Annotated in this window: 16 protein-coding genes and 2 pseudogenes; 12 read left to right on the top strand and 6 right to left on the bottom strand. The window is 73.8% G+C overall.

Features of this window, described 5'->3' with window-relative positions; all coding sequences use genetic code 11:
* The first annotated feature begins 291 nt into the window (after positions 1 to 291).
* Positions 292 to 1467, top strand: coding sequence for a globin domain-containing protein (locus tag GEV43_RS39425; RefSeq protein ID WP_160825719.1), 1176 nt, complete (start codon positions 292 to 294; stop codon positions 1465 to 1467).
* Here GEV43_RS39425 and GEV43_RS39420 read toward each other — a convergent pair.
* Together GEV43_RS39420 and GEV43_RS39415 are read right to left on the bottom strand one after the other, a co-directional pair.
* The gene (locus GEV43_RS39420; RefSeq protein ID WP_160825718.1) at positions 1464 to 2531 is read right to left on the bottom strand and encodes an MBL fold metallo-hydrolase; all 1068 of its coding nucleotides are present in this window, start codon (positions 2529 to 2531) and stop codon (positions 1464 to 1466) included. The two genes, GEV43_RS39425 and GEV43_RS39420, sit on opposite strands and share 4 nt — an antisense overlap.
* A gap of 81 nt (positions 2532 to 2612) precedes the next feature.
* Positions 2613 to 3413 carry a helix-turn-helix domain-containing protein gene (locus GEV43_RS39415; protein WP_160826120.1) on the bottom strand — a complete coding sequence of 267 codons (801 nt, stop codon included), beginning with the start codon at positions 3411 to 3413 and terminating at the stop codon, positions 2613 to 2615.
* Between the two features lie 153 nt (positions 3414 to 3566).
* On the opposite strand from GEV43_RS39415, the gene GEV43_RS52360 reads away from it, so the two are divergent.
* From GEV43_RS52360 to GEV43_RS39400, 4 genes are read left to right on the top strand one after another with little or no spacing between them, the layout of a single operon-like run.
* On the top strand, positions 3567 to 3713 hold the full coding sequence (locus GEV43_RS52360) for a hypothetical protein (RefSeq protein WP_241684209.1): 147 nt from the start codon (positions 3567 to 3569) through the stop codon (positions 3711 to 3713).
* Positions 3698 to 3958, top strand: coding sequence for a PaaI family thioesterase (locus tag GEV43_RS39410; protein WP_241684208.1), 261 nt, complete (start codon positions 3698 to 3700; stop codon positions 3956 to 3958). Before GEV43_RS52360 ends, GEV43_RS39410 begins: the two co-directional genes overlap by 16 nt.
* A gap of 19 nt (positions 3959 to 3977) precedes the next feature.
* Complete coding sequence (locus tag GEV43_RS39405) at positions 3978 to 5099, top strand: sialidase family protein (RefSeq protein ID WP_309240182.1); 1122 nt, start codon at positions 3978 to 3980, stop codon at positions 5097 to 5099.
* A complete protein-coding gene (locus GEV43_RS39400) occupies positions 5096 to 5404 on the top strand; it encodes a ubiquitin-like small modifier protein 1 (protein WP_309240181.1) in 309 nt (102 codons plus the stop codon). The genes GEV43_RS39405 and GEV43_RS39400 overlap by 4 nt, the downstream gene beginning before the upstream one ends.
* Positions 5405 to 5566: 162 nt before the next feature.
* Here GEV43_RS39400 and GEV43_RS39395 read toward each other — a convergent pair whose 3' ends face one another.
* Positions 5567 to 6049, bottom strand: coding sequence for a hypothetical protein (locus GEV43_RS39395; RefSeq protein WP_160825717.1), 483 nt, complete (start codon positions 6047 to 6049; stop codon positions 5567 to 5569).
* Positions 6050 to 6461: 412 nt separating this feature from the next.
* Between GEV43_RS39395 and GEV43_RS39390 the strand changes: the two genes are divergently transcribed.
* A complete protein-coding gene (locus tag GEV43_RS39390; RefSeq protein ID WP_160825716.1) occupies positions 6462 to 6797 on the top strand; it encodes a hypothetical protein in 336 nt (111 codons plus the stop codon).
* A 41-nt stretch (positions 6798 to 6838) separates the two neighbouring features.
* Here the strand turns inward: GEV43_RS39390 and GEV43_RS39385 are convergent, their stop codons facing one another.
* Complete coding sequence (locus GEV43_RS39385) at positions 6839 to 7678, bottom strand: dienelactone hydrolase family protein (protein WP_160825715.1); 840 nt, start codon at positions 7676 to 7678, stop codon at positions 6839 to 6841.
* A 160-nt stretch (positions 7679 to 7838) separates the two neighbouring features.
* Between GEV43_RS39385 and GEV43_RS39380 the strand changes: the two are divergent.
* Positions 7839 to 8210 (top strand): annotated as a pseudogene (locus GEV43_RS39380) (lamin tail domain-containing protein); the annotation flags it as partial.
* Between the two features lie 145 nt (positions 8211 to 8355).
* Positions 8356 to 8742, top strand: coding sequence for a VOC family protein (locus GEV43_RS39375; protein WP_160825714.1), 387 nt, complete (start codon positions 8356 to 8358; stop codon positions 8740 to 8742).
* Positions 8743 to 8924: 182 nt separating this feature from the next.
* On the opposite strand, the gene thyX is transcribed toward GEV43_RS39375, so the two are convergent.
* A complete protein-coding gene (gene thyX / locus GEV43_RS39370; RefSeq protein WP_160825713.1) occupies positions 8925 to 9656 on the bottom strand; it encodes an FAD-dependent thymidylate synthase in 732 nt (243 codons plus the stop codon).
* 161 nt (positions 9657 to 9817) lie between these two features.
* Between thyX and GEV43_RS39365 the strand changes: the two genes are divergently transcribed.
* Both GEV43_RS39365 and GEV43_RS39360 read left to right on the top strand, forming a co-directional pair.
* A complete protein-coding gene (locus GEV43_RS39365) occupies positions 9818 to 11875 on the top strand; it encodes a molybdopterin-dependent oxidoreductase (RefSeq protein ID WP_160825712.1) in 2058 nt (685 codons plus the stop codon).
* A gap of 37 nt (positions 11876 to 11912) precedes the next feature.
* The gene (locus GEV43_RS39360; RefSeq protein ID WP_160825711.1) at positions 11913 to 13178 is read left to right on the top strand and encodes a DUF1266 domain-containing protein; all 1266 of its coding nucleotides are present in this window, start codon (positions 11913 to 11915) and stop codon (positions 13176 to 13178) included.
* Between the two features lie 10 nt (positions 13179 to 13188).
* On the opposite strand, the gene add is transcribed toward GEV43_RS39360, so the two are convergent.
* A complete protein-coding gene (add, locus tag GEV43_RS39355) occupies positions 13189 to 14238 on the bottom strand; it encodes an adenosine deaminase (RefSeq protein ID WP_309240180.1) in 1050 nt (349 codons plus the stop codon).
* Between the two features lie 79 nt (positions 14239 to 14317).
* Between add and GEV43_RS39350 the strand changes: the two are divergent.
* A pseudogene (locus GEV43_RS39350) lies at positions 14318 to 15142 on the top strand (helix-turn-helix transcriptional regulator); the annotation flags it as partial.
* 62 nt (positions 15143 to 15204) lie between these two features.
* Positions 15205 to 15312: a WYL domain-containing protein gene (locus GEV43_RS55535; protein WP_309240179.1), complete on the top strand. Its 108-nt coding sequence runs from the start codon at positions 15205 to 15207 to the stop codon at positions 15310 to 15312.
* Positions 15313 to 15323: the final 11 nt, after the last annotated feature.

Here is a 15323-nt window from a genome sequence, read left to right as displayed (position 1 = left end):
CCGGACCCATCCGGCCCGCGCATTTCCGCAGGGCAATTCGCCGCATCACCGACATCGCTCCGAGCCGATCGCCGGATACCGATCAGTATGCCCGCCGACCGGCCGAGCGTGCGTGATTACGGAGAATAATAACTTGATTACGCTTCGCACTCGGACGTCGAGGTTGCGGCGAACCGGTTGAGTACCAGGGGCTTTGAATGCGAGAATCTCAGCCAGTCGGGCATCCGAGGGCGCAAGGAGACCGCCGGGGAACATCGGGGCCGGGCGACAAAAGCCAGGGGAGCTTGGCGCATGTCATTGGAACCCCGAATCATCAAAGAGAGTTTCGCGAGCATCGAACCGGTCGCGGATAAGGCCGTCCACTATTTCTACGGACGCCTTTTCGCGGAGAATCCGCGGCTGCGCGCGCTGTTCCCGCCCGCGATGGACGCCCAGCGCGACCGGCTCCTCCACGCCCTCACCGAGATCGTGTGGAGTCTGGACAGTCCCGAGTCGCTCGCCGGGCGGCTCGGCGGGCTGGGCCGCGCCCATCGCAAATACGGCGTGCGGCGCGAGCACTATCCCGCCCTCGGCTCCGCGCTCATCGCGACGCTGCGCGAATTCAGCGACGACTGGAACCCCGAGACGGAGGCCGCCTGGACCGCCGCGTACCGCAGGGCCGCCGACCTCATGACCGCCGCCGCCGAACGGGACGGGGCGCACGCCCCGCCCTGGTGGGTCGCCGAGGTCGCCGCGCACGAGCGCCGCACCCACGACCTCGCCGTCCTCACCCTGCGGCCGGACCGGCCGCTCCCGTTCGCCGCCGGGCAGTACGTCACGGTGCAGACCGCGCGCTGGCCGCGGGTGTGGCGGCCGTTCTCCGCCGCCGGCGCGCCGCGCCCGGACGGCCTGCTGCGGCTGCACGTCCGGGCGGTGCCGGGCGGCTGGGTGAGCGGCGCGCTCGTCCGGCACACCCGGCCGGGCGACACCGTGCTGCTCGGCCCGGCGCTCGGCGCGATGGCCCTCGACCCCGACTCGGACCGCGACCTGCTGCTCGTCGCGGGCGGCACCGGCCTCGCGCCGCTCAAGGCCCTCGCCGAGCAGGCCGCCGCGGACGGCGCGGACCGCCGCGTCCACCTGCTGGTCGGCGCGCGCACCGAGCGGGACCTGTACGACCTGCCCGACCTGCGGCTGCTGGAGTCGGCCCGGCCGGGCCTGCGGGTCGTCCCCGTCGTGTCGGACGACCCGGACTTCCAGGGCGTCCGCGGGGCCGTGCCGGACGTGCTCGACCGCTTCGACGGCTGGGACGGCCACGACGTCTACGTCGCCGGCCCGACCCCGATGGTCCGCCGGACGGTGCAGGCCCTCCAGGAGCTCGGGACGCCGCTCGAACGCGTCCACCACGACCTGCTGGAGGCCGAGCGCAACGGCTCCGCCCCGCGCCGTTCTAGCCCGTCCCGCCCGTCCCTCCCGGCCCGCCGGTCCTAGTCGTGGCCGGGCGGGACGGGGGTCGCGCGCCAGCGGCAGGGGTCCAGGTCGTCCAGGCAGGTGACGCGGCCCTGGGAGGCGAGCATCACCAGGTGCGCGAGCGTCTCCAGCATGGCCGTGCGGCGCATGAACGGCTGGATCTCCGCCCACGGCCGCGACCAGGTCAGGCGCTGGGCGAGGTCCCAGGCCGTCGCGCCGTCCACGCCCGCCTTGATGACCTGGAGCGCGATCTCGTCGAGGCGGGCGGTGTGGTGCTCGGCGAGGGCGGTGACCCGGTCGGCGAGCCCGGAGAAGCGGTACTCGTGCGCGGGCAGCACCTCCTCGGCGTCCAGCCCGCGGACCTTGTCGAGCGAGTCGTAGAAGTCGGCGAGCGGGTTGTGCCGCTGCTGCGGGTGGACGGAGATCGCGGGCGTGATCCGCGGCAGCACGTGGTCGCCGGACAGCAGCAGCCTCCGGTCGGGGTCGAAGAAGCACACGTGCCCCGGCGAGTGGCCGGGCGTCCACACCGTCCGCAGGTTCCAGCCGCCGAGGGGGACCTGCTCGCCGTCCTCCAGCAAAAGCTCGGGGTCGGTGTGCCGGACGAGCGGCAGGATCCGGCGGGACGCGTCGGCGAGCGGGCCCGCCTCCTCCTCCGGCACGCCGTGCGTGGCCATCTGCCGCCGGATCGCCGCGATCAGCCCGTCGAAGTCGCGGTAGCGCTCGCGCAGCAGCCCGGCGTCGGCCGGGTGCAGCGCCACCCACGCGCCCGACTCCTCCCGGACCCGTCCCGCCAGCCCGTAGTGGTCGGGGTGCAGGTGCGTGACCAGCACCGCGCGCACGTCGGCGACCTCGTAGCCGGCGGTGCGCAGCCCCCCGCACAGCGCGTCCCACGCCTCCGGGGTGTCCCATCCGGCGTCCACGATGGCGATCCCGTCCGGCAGCTCCAGCCCGTACACCAGGACGTAGCGCAGCGGGTTGTCGGGCAGCGGCACGGGGATCGACCAGAGCCCCGGGCGCACCAGCTCGACGGGCGGCAGGACCTTGTCCCGCCACGCCTGGTGCTGCACGATGCCGGTGATCTTCATCGGCCCTCCGGGACGGCGTCACGTTCGGTACAGGTGTCTATCACGGAGCCCGGACAGGACGGTCGCGCAGGGGCCGGGCGCTCACCCGCCCGCGCGCTCCCGCAGGTACGCGGCGGTCTCCGCGTCCGCCGGGTAGAACGACTCGATGGCCAGCTCCGCCACCGTGATGTCCACCGGCGTGCCGAACGTCGCGATCGTGCTGAAGAACGACAGCTCCCGCCCGTCCGCCAGCATCCGCAGCGGGACGAACACCTCGTTGCCCTGCGGGGGCGGCGCGGCGTCCGGCACCGGCCCGGGGTAGTCGCGCAGCTCCCGGTAGAGCTGCGTCAGCGCCGCGTCCGCGGTGAGCGCGACGTGCCGCCGCACCCGGTCGATCATGTGGGCGCGCCACTCCCCGAGGTTGAGGATGCTGCGCGCCATCCCCTCGGGGTGCATGCTCAGCCGCAGCACGTTCAGCGGCGGTTCCAGCAGCTCGGGCGGCGCGCCCTCCATGAACAGGGCCGCCGCGCCGTTCGCGTCGATCAGGTTCCAGAACCGGTCCACCACCACCGCCGGGTACGGCTCGTGCCCGGCGAGGACCTGCCGCAGCGCCGCCCGCACCGTGTCCATGCGCGGCTCCTCGATCGGCGTCTCGCCGTACACCGGGGCGAACCCGGCCGACACCAGCAGCAGGTTCCGGTCGCGCAGCGGCACGTCCAGGTGCTCGGCCAGCCGCAGCACCATCTCCCGGCTCGGCGCCGAGCGCCCGGTCTCCACGAAGCTGAGGTGCCGGGTGGACACGCCGGCGTCGGAGGCCAGTTCGAGCTGGCTCAGCCTCCGCCGCTGCCGCCATGCCCGGATCTGGTCGCCGATGGGCCGCACGTCGCTCAACGCCGTCGTCATTGTGCTCACGACGGCGACGCTACCCGGACCAAGGTCATTCCGGCGATGACGTCCCAGGTAACGGGGCGGCGCTCCCCTTTACCCCGCGGGTAATGGACCGGCCGCCGCGTCCCCGCCAGGGTGGGCCGGGACGCCGAGCCCCGTGGAGGACCGATGACCACCGACCAGATCACCGACGCGATGCCGTTCGCCCGCGCGCTCGGCGTGGAGATCGACACCGCCGGGCCGGACGGGGTCGCCGGACGGCTCGCCTGGGCCCCGAGCGCTGCACCGCCGGAGGGCTCATGCACGGCGGCGTGATCATGGCGCTGGCCGACAGCCTCGGCGCCGCCTGCGCGTTCCTCAACCTGCCCGAGGGCGCCGCGACGACCACCCTGGAGTCCAAGACCAACTTCTTCCGCGGCGTGCGCGGCGGGCACGTCCGCGGGATCTCCGCGCCGCTGCACGTGGGGCGCACGTCGATCGTCGTCCAGACCGACCTGTTCGACGACCGGGACCGCCGGATCGCGCAGGTCACGCAGACCCAGGTCGTCCTGCGCCCCTGAGCCGCGCGGGCGTGCGAGCATGGCCGGAGCCACCTCTCGCTGGGGAGTTCGACATGGACGACACCGTGCTCGTCATCGGAACCCGCAAGGGCCTGTTCACCGCACGCCGCCGCGGGGCGGCTGGGAGACCGGCCCCGTCGCGTTCCCGTCCACGCCGGCGACCGCGATCGCGATCGACCCCGCCCGCGGCCGGATCCTCGCCGCGCTCAACAGCCCGTTCTGGGGCGTCTCGATCGTCATGTCGGACGACGCCGGACGCACCTGGAGCGAGCCCGCCAAGGAGGCCGACGCGGCGCCCGTCGCGTTCCCCCCGTCCACCGGGACGTCGCTGCGCGACATCTGGCAGCTCCGCCTCTCCCCCACCGAGCCGGGCGTGGTGTACGCGGGCGTCGAGCCCGCCGCGCTGTTCCGGTCGGAGGACGGCGGGCACTCGTTCCACCTCGTCCAGGGCCTGTGGGACCACCCGCACCGCCCGACCTGGCATCCGGGCGGCGGCGGGCTCTGCCTGCACACCGTCCTGCCGCATCCGACCGACCCGCGCACGCTCACCGTCGCGATCTCCACCGGCGGCGTCTACCGGACCGGCGACGGCGGCGAGACGTGGGAGGCCCGCAACAAGGGCATCCGCGCCGACTTCCTGCCCGAGGACCCGTACCCCGAGTACGGCCAGTGCGTCCACAAGGTCGACCTGCACCCCGAACGGCCCGGCCGCCTGTTCCTCCAGCACCACGGCGGCGTCTACCGCAGCGACGACGACGCCGCGTCCTGGACCCGGATCGACGGCGGCCTGCCCGCCGACTTCGGGTTCCCGATCGCCGTCCACCCGCACCGCCCCGACACCGTGTACGTCCTGCCGCTGCACGCCGACGCCGACCGCAGCCCCGCCGGGCACCGCTACCAGGTGTGCCGCTCCGACGACGCGGGCGGTACCTGGCGGCCCCTGACCGAGGGCCTGCCGGACGGGCCGTGCCACGCCAGCGTCCTGCGCGACGCGTTCTGCACCGACCAGGGCGACCCCGCCGGGATCTACTTCGGCACCCGCGACGGCTGCGTCTACGCGGGCCGCGACGACGGCGAGTCGTGGACCGAGGTCGTCCGGCACCTGCCCGACGTGCTCTGCGTGCGGGCGGCGGTGCTGTGACGGCCGCGCGGATCAGCGTCCCGGTCCGGCTGCCCGGCGCGCTGCGCGACCTCGCGGGCGCCGGGCCGGTCGTCCGGATCGACGTGCCGGCGGGCGCCACCGTCGGCGACCTGCTCGACGCGCTCGGCCGCGACCTGCCCGCCCTCGAACGCCGCGTCCGCGACGAGAGCGGCGCGCTGCGCCCGCACGTCAACGTGTTCGTCGGCACCAGCAACGTGCGGGACCTCGCCCTGCTCGCCACGCCCCTCATCCCGGGCACGGAGGTCTACATCCTCCCCTCGGTCTCCGGCGGAGGTATCGACTGAGCTCCGGCCAGGGACACTCGTCCAGCGGCTCGCGCCGTGACTGGCCGCCCCGGACTGATCACCGAGATGCGGAACGCCGTCATCGTTCGACTCGGGCGGACAACCGGGGCCGCCTGAGGGGGCGACGTCGGGGGCGAGCGCCCGTCGGCCGGGGCCAGGTCGCTACTGGAAGGTCATCTTCTTCTGGTCCTTGTGCGCCGAGGCGCCGTGCCGGTCGCCGATCGAGGCGCTGACGGTGGCCTTCTCGCCCTTCTTGATCGCATTGCCCTTGCTGGTGATCGTGAAGTCGACGGTGCGGGAGGCGCCGTCGCACGGGTAGGCGGGCGCCTTGGGGACGTAGTGGGCGCTGACGCCGTAGACCGAGCCCCAGGAGAAGCGCGCGCCGACGTGGATCTCGGCTTGCTCGCCCTTCCCGCCGGCCTCGGTGCAGGTGTAGGAGAGCTTCACCGTGGCGGACCTGGTGCCGTTGGCCGTGGCGGAGACGAGCCGAACGGTGTTGGCCGCGGCGCGGAAGTCGGAGGCGGCCCCGCCGGCATCGAAGGAGGCGGTGCCCGCCAGGCCCGAGGTGGTCGTCGCGGGCAGCCCCGTGCTGAGGGCCGCGGTGACGGCCGCGGTGGTCGCGGCCAGGCGGGTGAGCGTGGACATGCGTGGGTTTCCCTTCGTCTGCGGCGCTGACCCCCGCCCACTACCCGGACGCAGGTCAACTACACAGAGTGACTCTCGTGCAGGCTCGTGACACCGACGCCCTCAGCGCCGCAGCCGGACGAGGCGCTATCCCATGGACTTCCGAACGTGCGACACGAACCGCCCCGTATGCCCCGTGGCCAGGCACGACCCGTTCCTTGCGGTCGCCCCGGCGGGCCGGGCCCGCGCGGCGGCGACAGACCGGGCGCGGTGACGCGACATCAGCCTGCCTTCACGGACGATTACATTGAGTGACCATTCGCGGTTACCTGAACGCGGGCACCGATCCGCCGTCAGGCCCTTGGCCTGAAGAGTCCGTCTTCGGCGGCCGGGTCCCGGTAGCGAATCGGACGCGAACCATCTGGAGGCAGACATGCGCGCACCCATCCGCCTGTTCACCGGCCTGCTCGCGGTCACGGCCGCCGTGGGCACCGCGACGGCCGTGACCGCTGTCCCGGCGGCGGCGGCGACGGTGACCACCTGCGAGAAGGGGTCCGGAGTGGAGTTCCCGCTCGGCTGGGTGGACCTGTACGGCGAGGGATGCCAGGACCGTCTCGGCGACGGGGGCTCCGCCTACATCCTGGTCAAGAACCTGCTGTGGTACGGGCAGCCGCAGGGCACCCAATGGGTCCACTGCGAGGGCAGGATCAACGCGACCACCTGGAGCCGCTGCGGCATGAGCGGACCGCCTCCCGCTGTCGGCGACTGATCGCGGCCCGGGCTCCCTTTTCTTCGACCGAGCCCCCGGCTTTACGTTGTAGATCCGTTTTGACCGTCATCGTCCGAGGCGTCGGCGGCTCGCGCGGGGCCCGCGGTTCGGGCGCCCGCCGAGCCGTTCGCGCCGCCGGTGGCGCTGCCCACGTGGTCGGCGAAGAAGGCGAAGATCCGGTCCCAGGCGTCGGGGGCGTTGCCCCTTCCCCTGCCGTGCCCGAGAACGATCTTCGCGACCGGGCCGAGGGGCGCCGGGACGGCGGAGTCGGTGAGGAAGCTGTGGCCCGTCTCCGGGTACTCCTTGACGTCGTGCGTCACGTCCGCGACGGTCAGCGCGCGCTCCAGCTTGGCCGCGGCGCCGCGCAGCGTCCGGTCGGCGCCGCCGTAGCTGGCGACGATCGGGCAGGCGCCCTCCAGCACCCGGGCGGGGTCGCGCGGCAGGATGCCGTAGTTGACGGCCGCCGCCTGGAAGTCGTACTTGGCCGCGGCGACCAGCGCGAACCCGCCGCCCATGCAGAACCCGATGACGCCGACGCGGCCGGTGCAGTCGTCGCGGCCGGCGAGCCAGGCGCGGGCCGCCTCGATGTGGGCGTACGACGGGCCGCGCCGGGCGAGCATGTCGCGCATCGCCTTGCGGACGCAGCGCAGCCACGGCGCGCCCCCGTACAGGTCGGGCAGGACGGCGAGGTAGCCGCGTTCGGCGAACCGGTCGGCCTGCGCGCGCATGTCGGCGTTGTCGCCGGTCGCCTCGAACAGGACGACGACCCCGGGCCACGGCCCCGGCCCGGCGGGGACGGCCAGGTACGCGGGGATCTCGCGGCCCGCGGCGGGAAGGACGGTCTCCGACGTGATGATCTCTGACGCGGTGTTGTCCGGCATGGTCCTCCACCCTGGCGCAACTTACGCTGTACGCCAAGCCCCGGGCGCGGCCGGACGCACGCGGGCGCGGGCGGATTACCGGCGGAGGCGGCCGGGTACGGCCCGCGACATAGAGCGTCAGACGCCACATCGCTCCTGTTCCACCCCATAACGTTCCGCCATGACAACACGACGCGCGCGCATCGCGCTCATCACCGCGGCGGCCTCGGGAGCCGTCGCCCTCGTCCCGGTCCTCCCGGCGGCCCCGGCGTCCGCCGCCTCGGCCGTGCAGATCTACCGCGTCTACTTCGACTCGCCGGGCCGGGACAACCGCAGCAACGCCAGCCTGAACGGCGAGTGGGTCCAGATCGTCAACCGCGGCAAGGCCCGCTCGCTGAAGGGGTGGAAGCTGCGCGACAAGACGGGCTACACCTACACGTTCGGCTCGTTCACGCTGGGCAAGGGCAGGTCGGTCAAGGTCAGGACGGGCCGCGGCTCCAACACCGCGTACAACCGCTACTGGGGCCGCCGCGCGTACGTGTGGAACAACACCGGCGACGCCGCGTACCTGCGCACCTCCTCGGGCTCGCTCGCGGACTCGTGCTCGTGGGGCAGGCGGGGCCGTCCAAGTACTGCTGACGGCGCTGTGACCAGGGGCCGCGCCTTCCCGCTCCCGGGGCGCGGCCTACCGTTGGACCATGCGCATCGAACGGCTCGACCACTTGGTGCTCACCGTCGCCGACCCCGACGCGACCGCCGCCTTCTACGCCCGCGTCCTCGGCATGGAGCCGGTGACGTTCGGCGAGGGCCGCCGTGCCCTCCGGTTCGGCCGCAGCAAGATCAACCTGCAGCGCGCGGGGCACGGGTACGAGCCGAAGGCCGCGCGGCCGACCCCGGGCAGCGCCGACCTCTGCCTCGTCACCACCGCCCCGCCGGACCGCGTCGTCGCCGAGCTGCGCGGGCACGGCGTGCCGATCGAGGCCGGGCCCGTGGAGCGCACCGGCGCCGAGGGCCCGATCACCAGCGTCTACCTGCGCGACCCGGACCTCAACCTGATCGAGATCGCCGCCTACCGCACCCCCTGATCACCCCTGCCGCCTTGTCCCCTTCTCGTGGTGCTATCGCCACCTGGACGGTCGATGCGGCCGACCGTTCCGCCGCCTTCTGGAAGCGCACCCGCTTATGGAGAACGCGACGCGACGTCTCCACCGCGTACGGCCACCATCCGTGACAGTCCACCTCAGGGCTCCGACAGTCCGGCCGGGCGCTACGGGCAGACGCGTCCGTTGGCCTCGAAGGCGGCGTGGGTGAGCGGCATGAGCGCCGCCCACTGCTCCTCCATCTGCTCGGCCACCATCTCGATCTCCCGCTGCGGGAACGACGGGAACGCGGAGTCCTCGCGCTTGGTGCGCAGGGACAGGAAGTTCATCAGCGCACGGGCGTTGCAGGTGGCGTACATGGAGGAGTAGAGCCCGACCGGCAGCACGGTGCGGGCCACCTCCCGCGCGACGCCCGCGTCGAGCATCTCCAGGTAGGCCCGGTACGACTGCCGGTAGCTCTCCTGGGCCGCCTCGGTGACGATCTTGTGCTGCTCGGCGGTGCCGTCGACGAAGACGTACTTGCCGGGCTTGCCCTCCTGCACCAGCTTGCGCTGGGCGTCCGGGACGTAGAAGACGGGATCGAGCCTCCTGTAGCGGCCGCTCTCCTCGTTGTACGAGAATGTCCGGTGCCGCATGAACTCCCGGAACACGAAGATCGGGGCCTTCACGTAGAAGGTCATCGACGAGTGCTCGAAGGGGGTGCCGTGCCGGTCACGCATCAGGTAGTTGATGAGCCCCTTGGAGCGCTCGGGGTCGGCCTCGATCTCGGCCAGCGAGTTCTCCCCCTTGGTGGACACGCGTGCCGCCCAGAGCACGTCGGCGTCCGACGCCGCGGACTTGATCAGCTCCACCGTCACGTCGCCGCGGAACTGGATATCGACGTCTCGCTCAGCCGTCATCGGGACTCCCCCACCTCGGTGCCTCTGCCGCCTCGCAACTCTAACGGCGGCCACCGACAGGGCACCGCCCACCGAACCGTAATGTGTGTCTCAGGGTGACACTCGTGGCGTTCTGGCTGAGACTGAGGGGTGTCGGGCGGTTTGGCGGAGGTGGGGTTCTGATGGAGCTGAAGGTTCTCGGGGCCTGTCCGCTGGACTGTCCGGACGGGTGCTCGTGGGTGGTGGGGGTCGAGGACGGCAGGGCCGTCGGGATGCGGGGGAACGCCGACCATCCGTACACGCGGGGCGCGCTGTGCACGAAGGTCAACCGGTGGCTGGAACGGGCCGGGCAGGACGACCGGATCCTGTACCCGCTGCGGCGCGTGGGCGCGAAGGGCGAGGGCCGGTTCGAGCGGATCTCCTGGGACGAGGCGCTCGGCGAGATCGCGGAGCGGCTGCGGGACGTCGCGGAACGGTTCGGCGGGGAGGCGATCTGGCCGTACTGGGGCACGGGGTCGCTCGGGTACTTGCAGGGGCTGGAAGGGCATGTCGGGGGGCGGCTGTTCAACGTGCTCGGCGCGTCGCGGCATCGCGCCGACATCTGCTCGGCGGCGGGGAACGCGGGGCTGACGTCCATTCTGGGCACGCCCGGCGGCATGGACCCGGAGGATCTCGCGCACGCGCGGCTGATCCTGTTGTGGGGGACGAATCCGCTGACGTCCGGGCACCACGTGTGGAAGTTCGTGCAGGACGCGCGGAAGGCGGGCGCGCGTCTCGTCGCGATCGACCCGGTGCGGACCCGTACGGCGAAGCTGGCCGACGAGCATCTGGCGCCGCTGCCCGGGACGGACGCGGCGCTGGCGTTCGGGCTGATGAACGTGGTGGTCGGGCTCGGCGCGCAGGACGACGCGTTCCTGGAACGGCACACGCTGGGGTGGGACGACCTGCGGGAGCGGATCGCGGAGTTCCCGCCGGAACGCGTCGCGGAGATCACGGGGATTCCCGAGGACGCGATCGTCGCGCTCGGGGAGCGGATCGCGCGGACGCGTCCGACCGCGATCCGCGCGACGCAGGGTATGCAGCGGCACGCGGGCGGGGGCGCGGCGCTGCGGGCGCTGGCCTGCGTTCCGGGCGTGACGGGCGACTGGGCGCGGCGCGGCGGAGGGCTGGCGTTCTCGACGTCGGGGCACGTGATGCTGGACAAGGCCGCGCTCCGCCGGGACGACCTGCGGCCGGGGCCGGGGCGGACGCTGTCGATGAGCCGGCTGGGCGAAGGGCTGCTGGATCTCGGAGATCCGCCGGTGAAGGCGCTGTTCGTGATGGCGGCGAACCCCGTGGCCAGCACGCCGGCGCAGGGCCGGGTGCGTCGCGGGCTCGCGCGGGACGACCTGTTCACGGTGGTGATGGAGCACTTCCCGACCGATACGACCGACTACGCCGACATCGTTCTCCCGGCGACGATGCAGCACGAGCACGCCGACCTGCACGAGGGCTACGGGCACCTGTACCTGACGTGGAACGAGCCGGCCGTGGAGCCTCCAGGCGAGTGCCTTCCGGCGACCGAGACGTTCCGGCGGCTCGCGCGGCGGATGGGGCTGACCGAGCCCGCCCTGTACGAGTCGGACGAGCGGATGGCTGAGCGGGCCCTCGCGTCGGGGCACCCGTGGATGGCGGGGATCACGCTGGAACGGCTCCGCAAGGAGGGGTTCGTCCGGATGAACGTGCCCGATCCGTTCCTGCCGTTCGCGGACGGGTTCCCGACGCCGTCGGGGCGGCTGGAGTTCCGTTCGGAGCGGGCGGCGGCGCTCGGGCTGGATCCGGTCGCCGGGTACACGCCGGCGGCGGAGGTGTCGGACGGCGCGCGGGCGGAGCGGTTCCCGCTCGTGCTGATCTCGGCGGCGTCGCACCATTTCCTCAACACCGTGTTCGGCAACAACCCGGAGCTGCGGCGCCGGGCCGGCGGGCCGGTCGTCCGGCTGCACCCGGACGACGCGGCGGCGCGGGGGCTTGAGGCGGGGCGAAGGGTCCGGGTCTTCAACGACCGGGGCTCGTTCGACGCCGCAGTGGAGGTGACCGACGGCGTCCGGACCGGGGTGGCGGCCACGACGAAGGGGAACTGGCCGAAGTTCGCGGGCGGTGCGAACGCGAACGCGGTGGTGGACGAGCGCGCGACCGACATGGGCGGCGGGCCGGTCTTCCACGACACCCGCGTGGAGGTGGAGGCGCTGCCGGAGCCGTGAGCGCGGATGATCGGCTGCCGGTACGGTGGTCGGCGTCATGACGTTCCAGGTCGATACCGGGGCCCTGCTCGACCGGGCCCGCAAGTACGAGCGGCAGGGCCGGGCCGAGGAGGCCGCCGCCGCGTTCGCGGAGGCGGCGGGCGCGCTGGAGGCGCGGGCCGACTGGCCGTCGGCGGTCGCCGCCCGCGCCAGGCACGCCCGCGCGCTCGCGTCGGCGGGCCGCGCGGACGAGGCGCTGCGGGCCCTGGACGCCGCCGAGCGCGCCGCGTCCGGGCTGCCGGAGCCGTCGGCGGGGCCGCGCGCCGTCCTCGACGGGCAGGCCGCGCACGTGCTCGCCGCCGCGGGTCGCACCGGCGACGCGGCGCGCCGGGCGTGGGCGTCGATGGCGGGGTTCCGGGCGGCCGGCGACCACAAGCGCGCGGACGTCGCGGCGGTGCACGCGGCCAAGCTCATCGTGCGGGACGCGGGCGGGCGCGGCGCGGTGGCGCCGCTGCGCGATCTGCTGGCCCGGATCCCGCCGGGAGGCGACGGGCACCGGCAGGTCGCCGCGCTGCTGGACGAGGCCGAACGCCGTCCCGACCGCGACCACGACGTCATCGTGACCGACCCCGACCGCCCGGTGTGGGGACGGCTCGCGGCGGCGCTCGCGGTCGGCGCGCACCTCGCCGTCGGCAACGGCGTCGCCTGGAACCATCCCGGCGCCGCCGACGAGCGCCCGGAGCGCGACCGCGAGCTCCTCGAACGCGACTGGGGCGTCACCGACCCGGGGAGCTGGCGCTCGGCGACCGACACGCTGCTCGCCGCCGAGAACTGCGACCCCGCGATCCAGGTCGTCCTGGACCGGCGGGGCCGCGGCACCGGCCCGGACGCCTGGCGGGACGGCATCGCCGCGTGGTGCCGCGAGCGCGACGCCTCCGACGGGACGACCCGCGCGCTACTCGACCTGTCGGCGGAGATCCTGCGCTACGAGGCGCGGTTCCGCGCCGACGGGCTGCTCGCCCCGGACGGCCGCGTCGACAGCGTCTTCGGCTACGACTTCGGCCGCGCCGTCAACATGGCCCGGTGGGGCCTGAACGCCGGGTACTGCTCGGCCGAGGACGCCGAGACCTGCGTGCTGAAGGCCGGCCTCTTCGCCAACCGGGTGTACGGCTCGTGGCGGGAGTTCTCGGCGGGCTACACGCTCGGCCGGATGCTCCGGTTCGACGGCGGCGAGTTCGGCGAGTGGTACGACCGCTCCCTCACCGCCCACCGCATCCTCACCCAGGACCCCGCCAGCCCCTGGCGCCGCCTGGCGTGGGGCTGAACGGCCGTTCTCACGCGAGGGCGTCGATCTCCTCGATGAGGGTCCGCTTGGCCGGCTCCGCCATCGAGGAGGCGGTGACGGCGTTGCGGGCCAGGGCGGCGAGGTCGGCGCGGCCGAGGCCGAAGACGTCGGCGGCGACGCGGTACTCGCCGGTCAGCGTGGTGTCGAACATGGGCGGGTCGTCGCTGTTGAGGGTGACGAACAGGCCCGCGTCCAGCATCCGCGGCAGCGGGTGGTCGGCGAGGCCGGCGACCTGGCCGGTGCACACGTTGGACGTGGGGCACACCTCCAGCGGCGTCGCGGTGTCGCGCAGGTGGGCCATGAGGCGCTCGTCGCGGACGCAGGCGATGCCGTGGCCGATGCGTTCGGCGCCGAGCTGGTCGACGGCCTCCCACATGGTCTCGGGGCCGGTCATCTCGCCCGCGTGCGGGAGGCTGCGGAGCCCGGCGGCGCGGGCGGCGCGGAACGCGTCGCGGATCTCGTCCCGGATCGGCGCGCGCATCTGCTCGACCCCGCCGATGCCGAACCCGACGAGCGCCTCCGCCGGGTGGTCCAGCGCGGCGGTGAGGGTCCCGGTCACGGCCTCGGCGCCGAAGTCGGCGGGGATGTCGAAGATGTAGGCGATCTCGATGCCGTGGCGCTCGCGGGCCCGGCGCACGGCGAGGTCGAGGGCCTCGGTGACCGCCGGGTACGACATGCCGGCGCGGACGTGCGCGTAGGGGCTGACGGTCAGCTCGAAGTAGCGGACGTTCTGCGCGGCGAGGTCGCGGGCCGTGCCGAGGACGAGCGTCGCGACGTCCTCGGGCGTGCGCACCAGGAGGTTCACCGCGTCGTAGACGCGGGCGAAGTGCGGGAAGTCGCGGAACCGGTAGAAGTCGCGCAGCCGCGCCTCGTCGGTCGGTACGCCGCCGTCCGGGTGGCGGCGGGCGAGCTCCAGCACGGTCGGCACGGACGCCGAGCCGACGAGGTGGACGTGCAGCTCGACCTTCGGCAGCGCGTCGATGAACGTGGTCAGGGCGGTGTCCCGCGGGGCGGAGGCGGGCGTGGTCTCTGTCGTCACGCCGCGAAGCTAACAGCCGTTCCGGCGCGCACGACACCCGAACGCCGCGAAGCTGACACAACAATGTCAGAATGGGGGGATGCGCGCGTCCCGGCTCATCTCCCTGGTCCTTCTGCTCCAGTCGCGGGAGGCGATGACGGCCGCCGAGCTGGCCCGCGAGCTGGAGGTCTCGGAGCGGACGGTCTACCGCGACGTGGAGGCGCTGTCGGCGGCGGGCGTGCCGGTGTACGCCGACCAGGGGCGGCACGGCGGGTACCGGCTCGTCGGCGGCTACCGGACGCGGCTCACCGGGCTCAGCCGAGAGGAGGCGGAGGCGCTGTTCCTGTCCGGGCTGCCGGGTCCGGCGGGCGACATGGGCCTGGCCGACGCGGTCGCCGCGGCCGAGCTGAAGGTGCTGGCCGCGCTGCCGACGTCGCTGCGGGACGCGCCCGCGCGCACGGGCCAGCGGTTCCATCTCGACGCGCCCGGCTGGTTCGGGGACGCCGCGCCGCCGCCGCTCCTGCGCGACCTCGCCCGCGCGGTCTGGGAGGACGAGGTCGTCGAGCTGCGCTACCGCAGGAACCGCGGCCCCGAGGTCGAACGGACCGTCCACCCGTACGCGCTCGTCCTCAAGAACGGCACCTGGTACCTCGTCGCCCGCGTCGCCTCCCCCGGCGGTCCGCGCGGCGTCGGCGACGGCGCCCGCACGTACCGCGCGGACCGGGTGGCGGCGGTGCGGGCCACGGGCGAGCGGTTCGAGCGGGACGAGTCGTTCGACCTGCCCGGCTACTGGCGGTCGCAGGCCGACGCGTTCCTGCGCTCGATGCTCCGGGACGAGGTCAGCGTGCGGCTGAGCCCGGCCGGGATGCGCCGCCTCCGCCACACCGTCGAGCCGTACGCGGCGGAACGGGCGGCGGAGGCCGCCGGGGAGCCCGACGCGGACGGGTGGGTGGCCACCACGCTGCCCGTCGAGTCCCGGAGGTGGCGATGCACGAGCTGCTGCGGCTCGGCCCGGAGGTGGAGGTCCTCGCCCCGCCGGAGCTGCGCGCCCGGATGGCCGACAGCGCCGCCCGCACCGCCGCCCTCTACACCTGACCGCCGGGGCC

Origin of the sequence: Actinomadura sp. J1-007 (genome assembly GCF_009793335.1) — a bacterium.
Classification (GTDB): Bacteria; Actinomycetota; Actinomycetes; order Streptosporangiales; family Streptosporangiaceae; genus Spirillospora; species Spirillospora yumaensis.
This window is presented reverse-complemented; position numbering and strand designations above follow the sequence as displayed.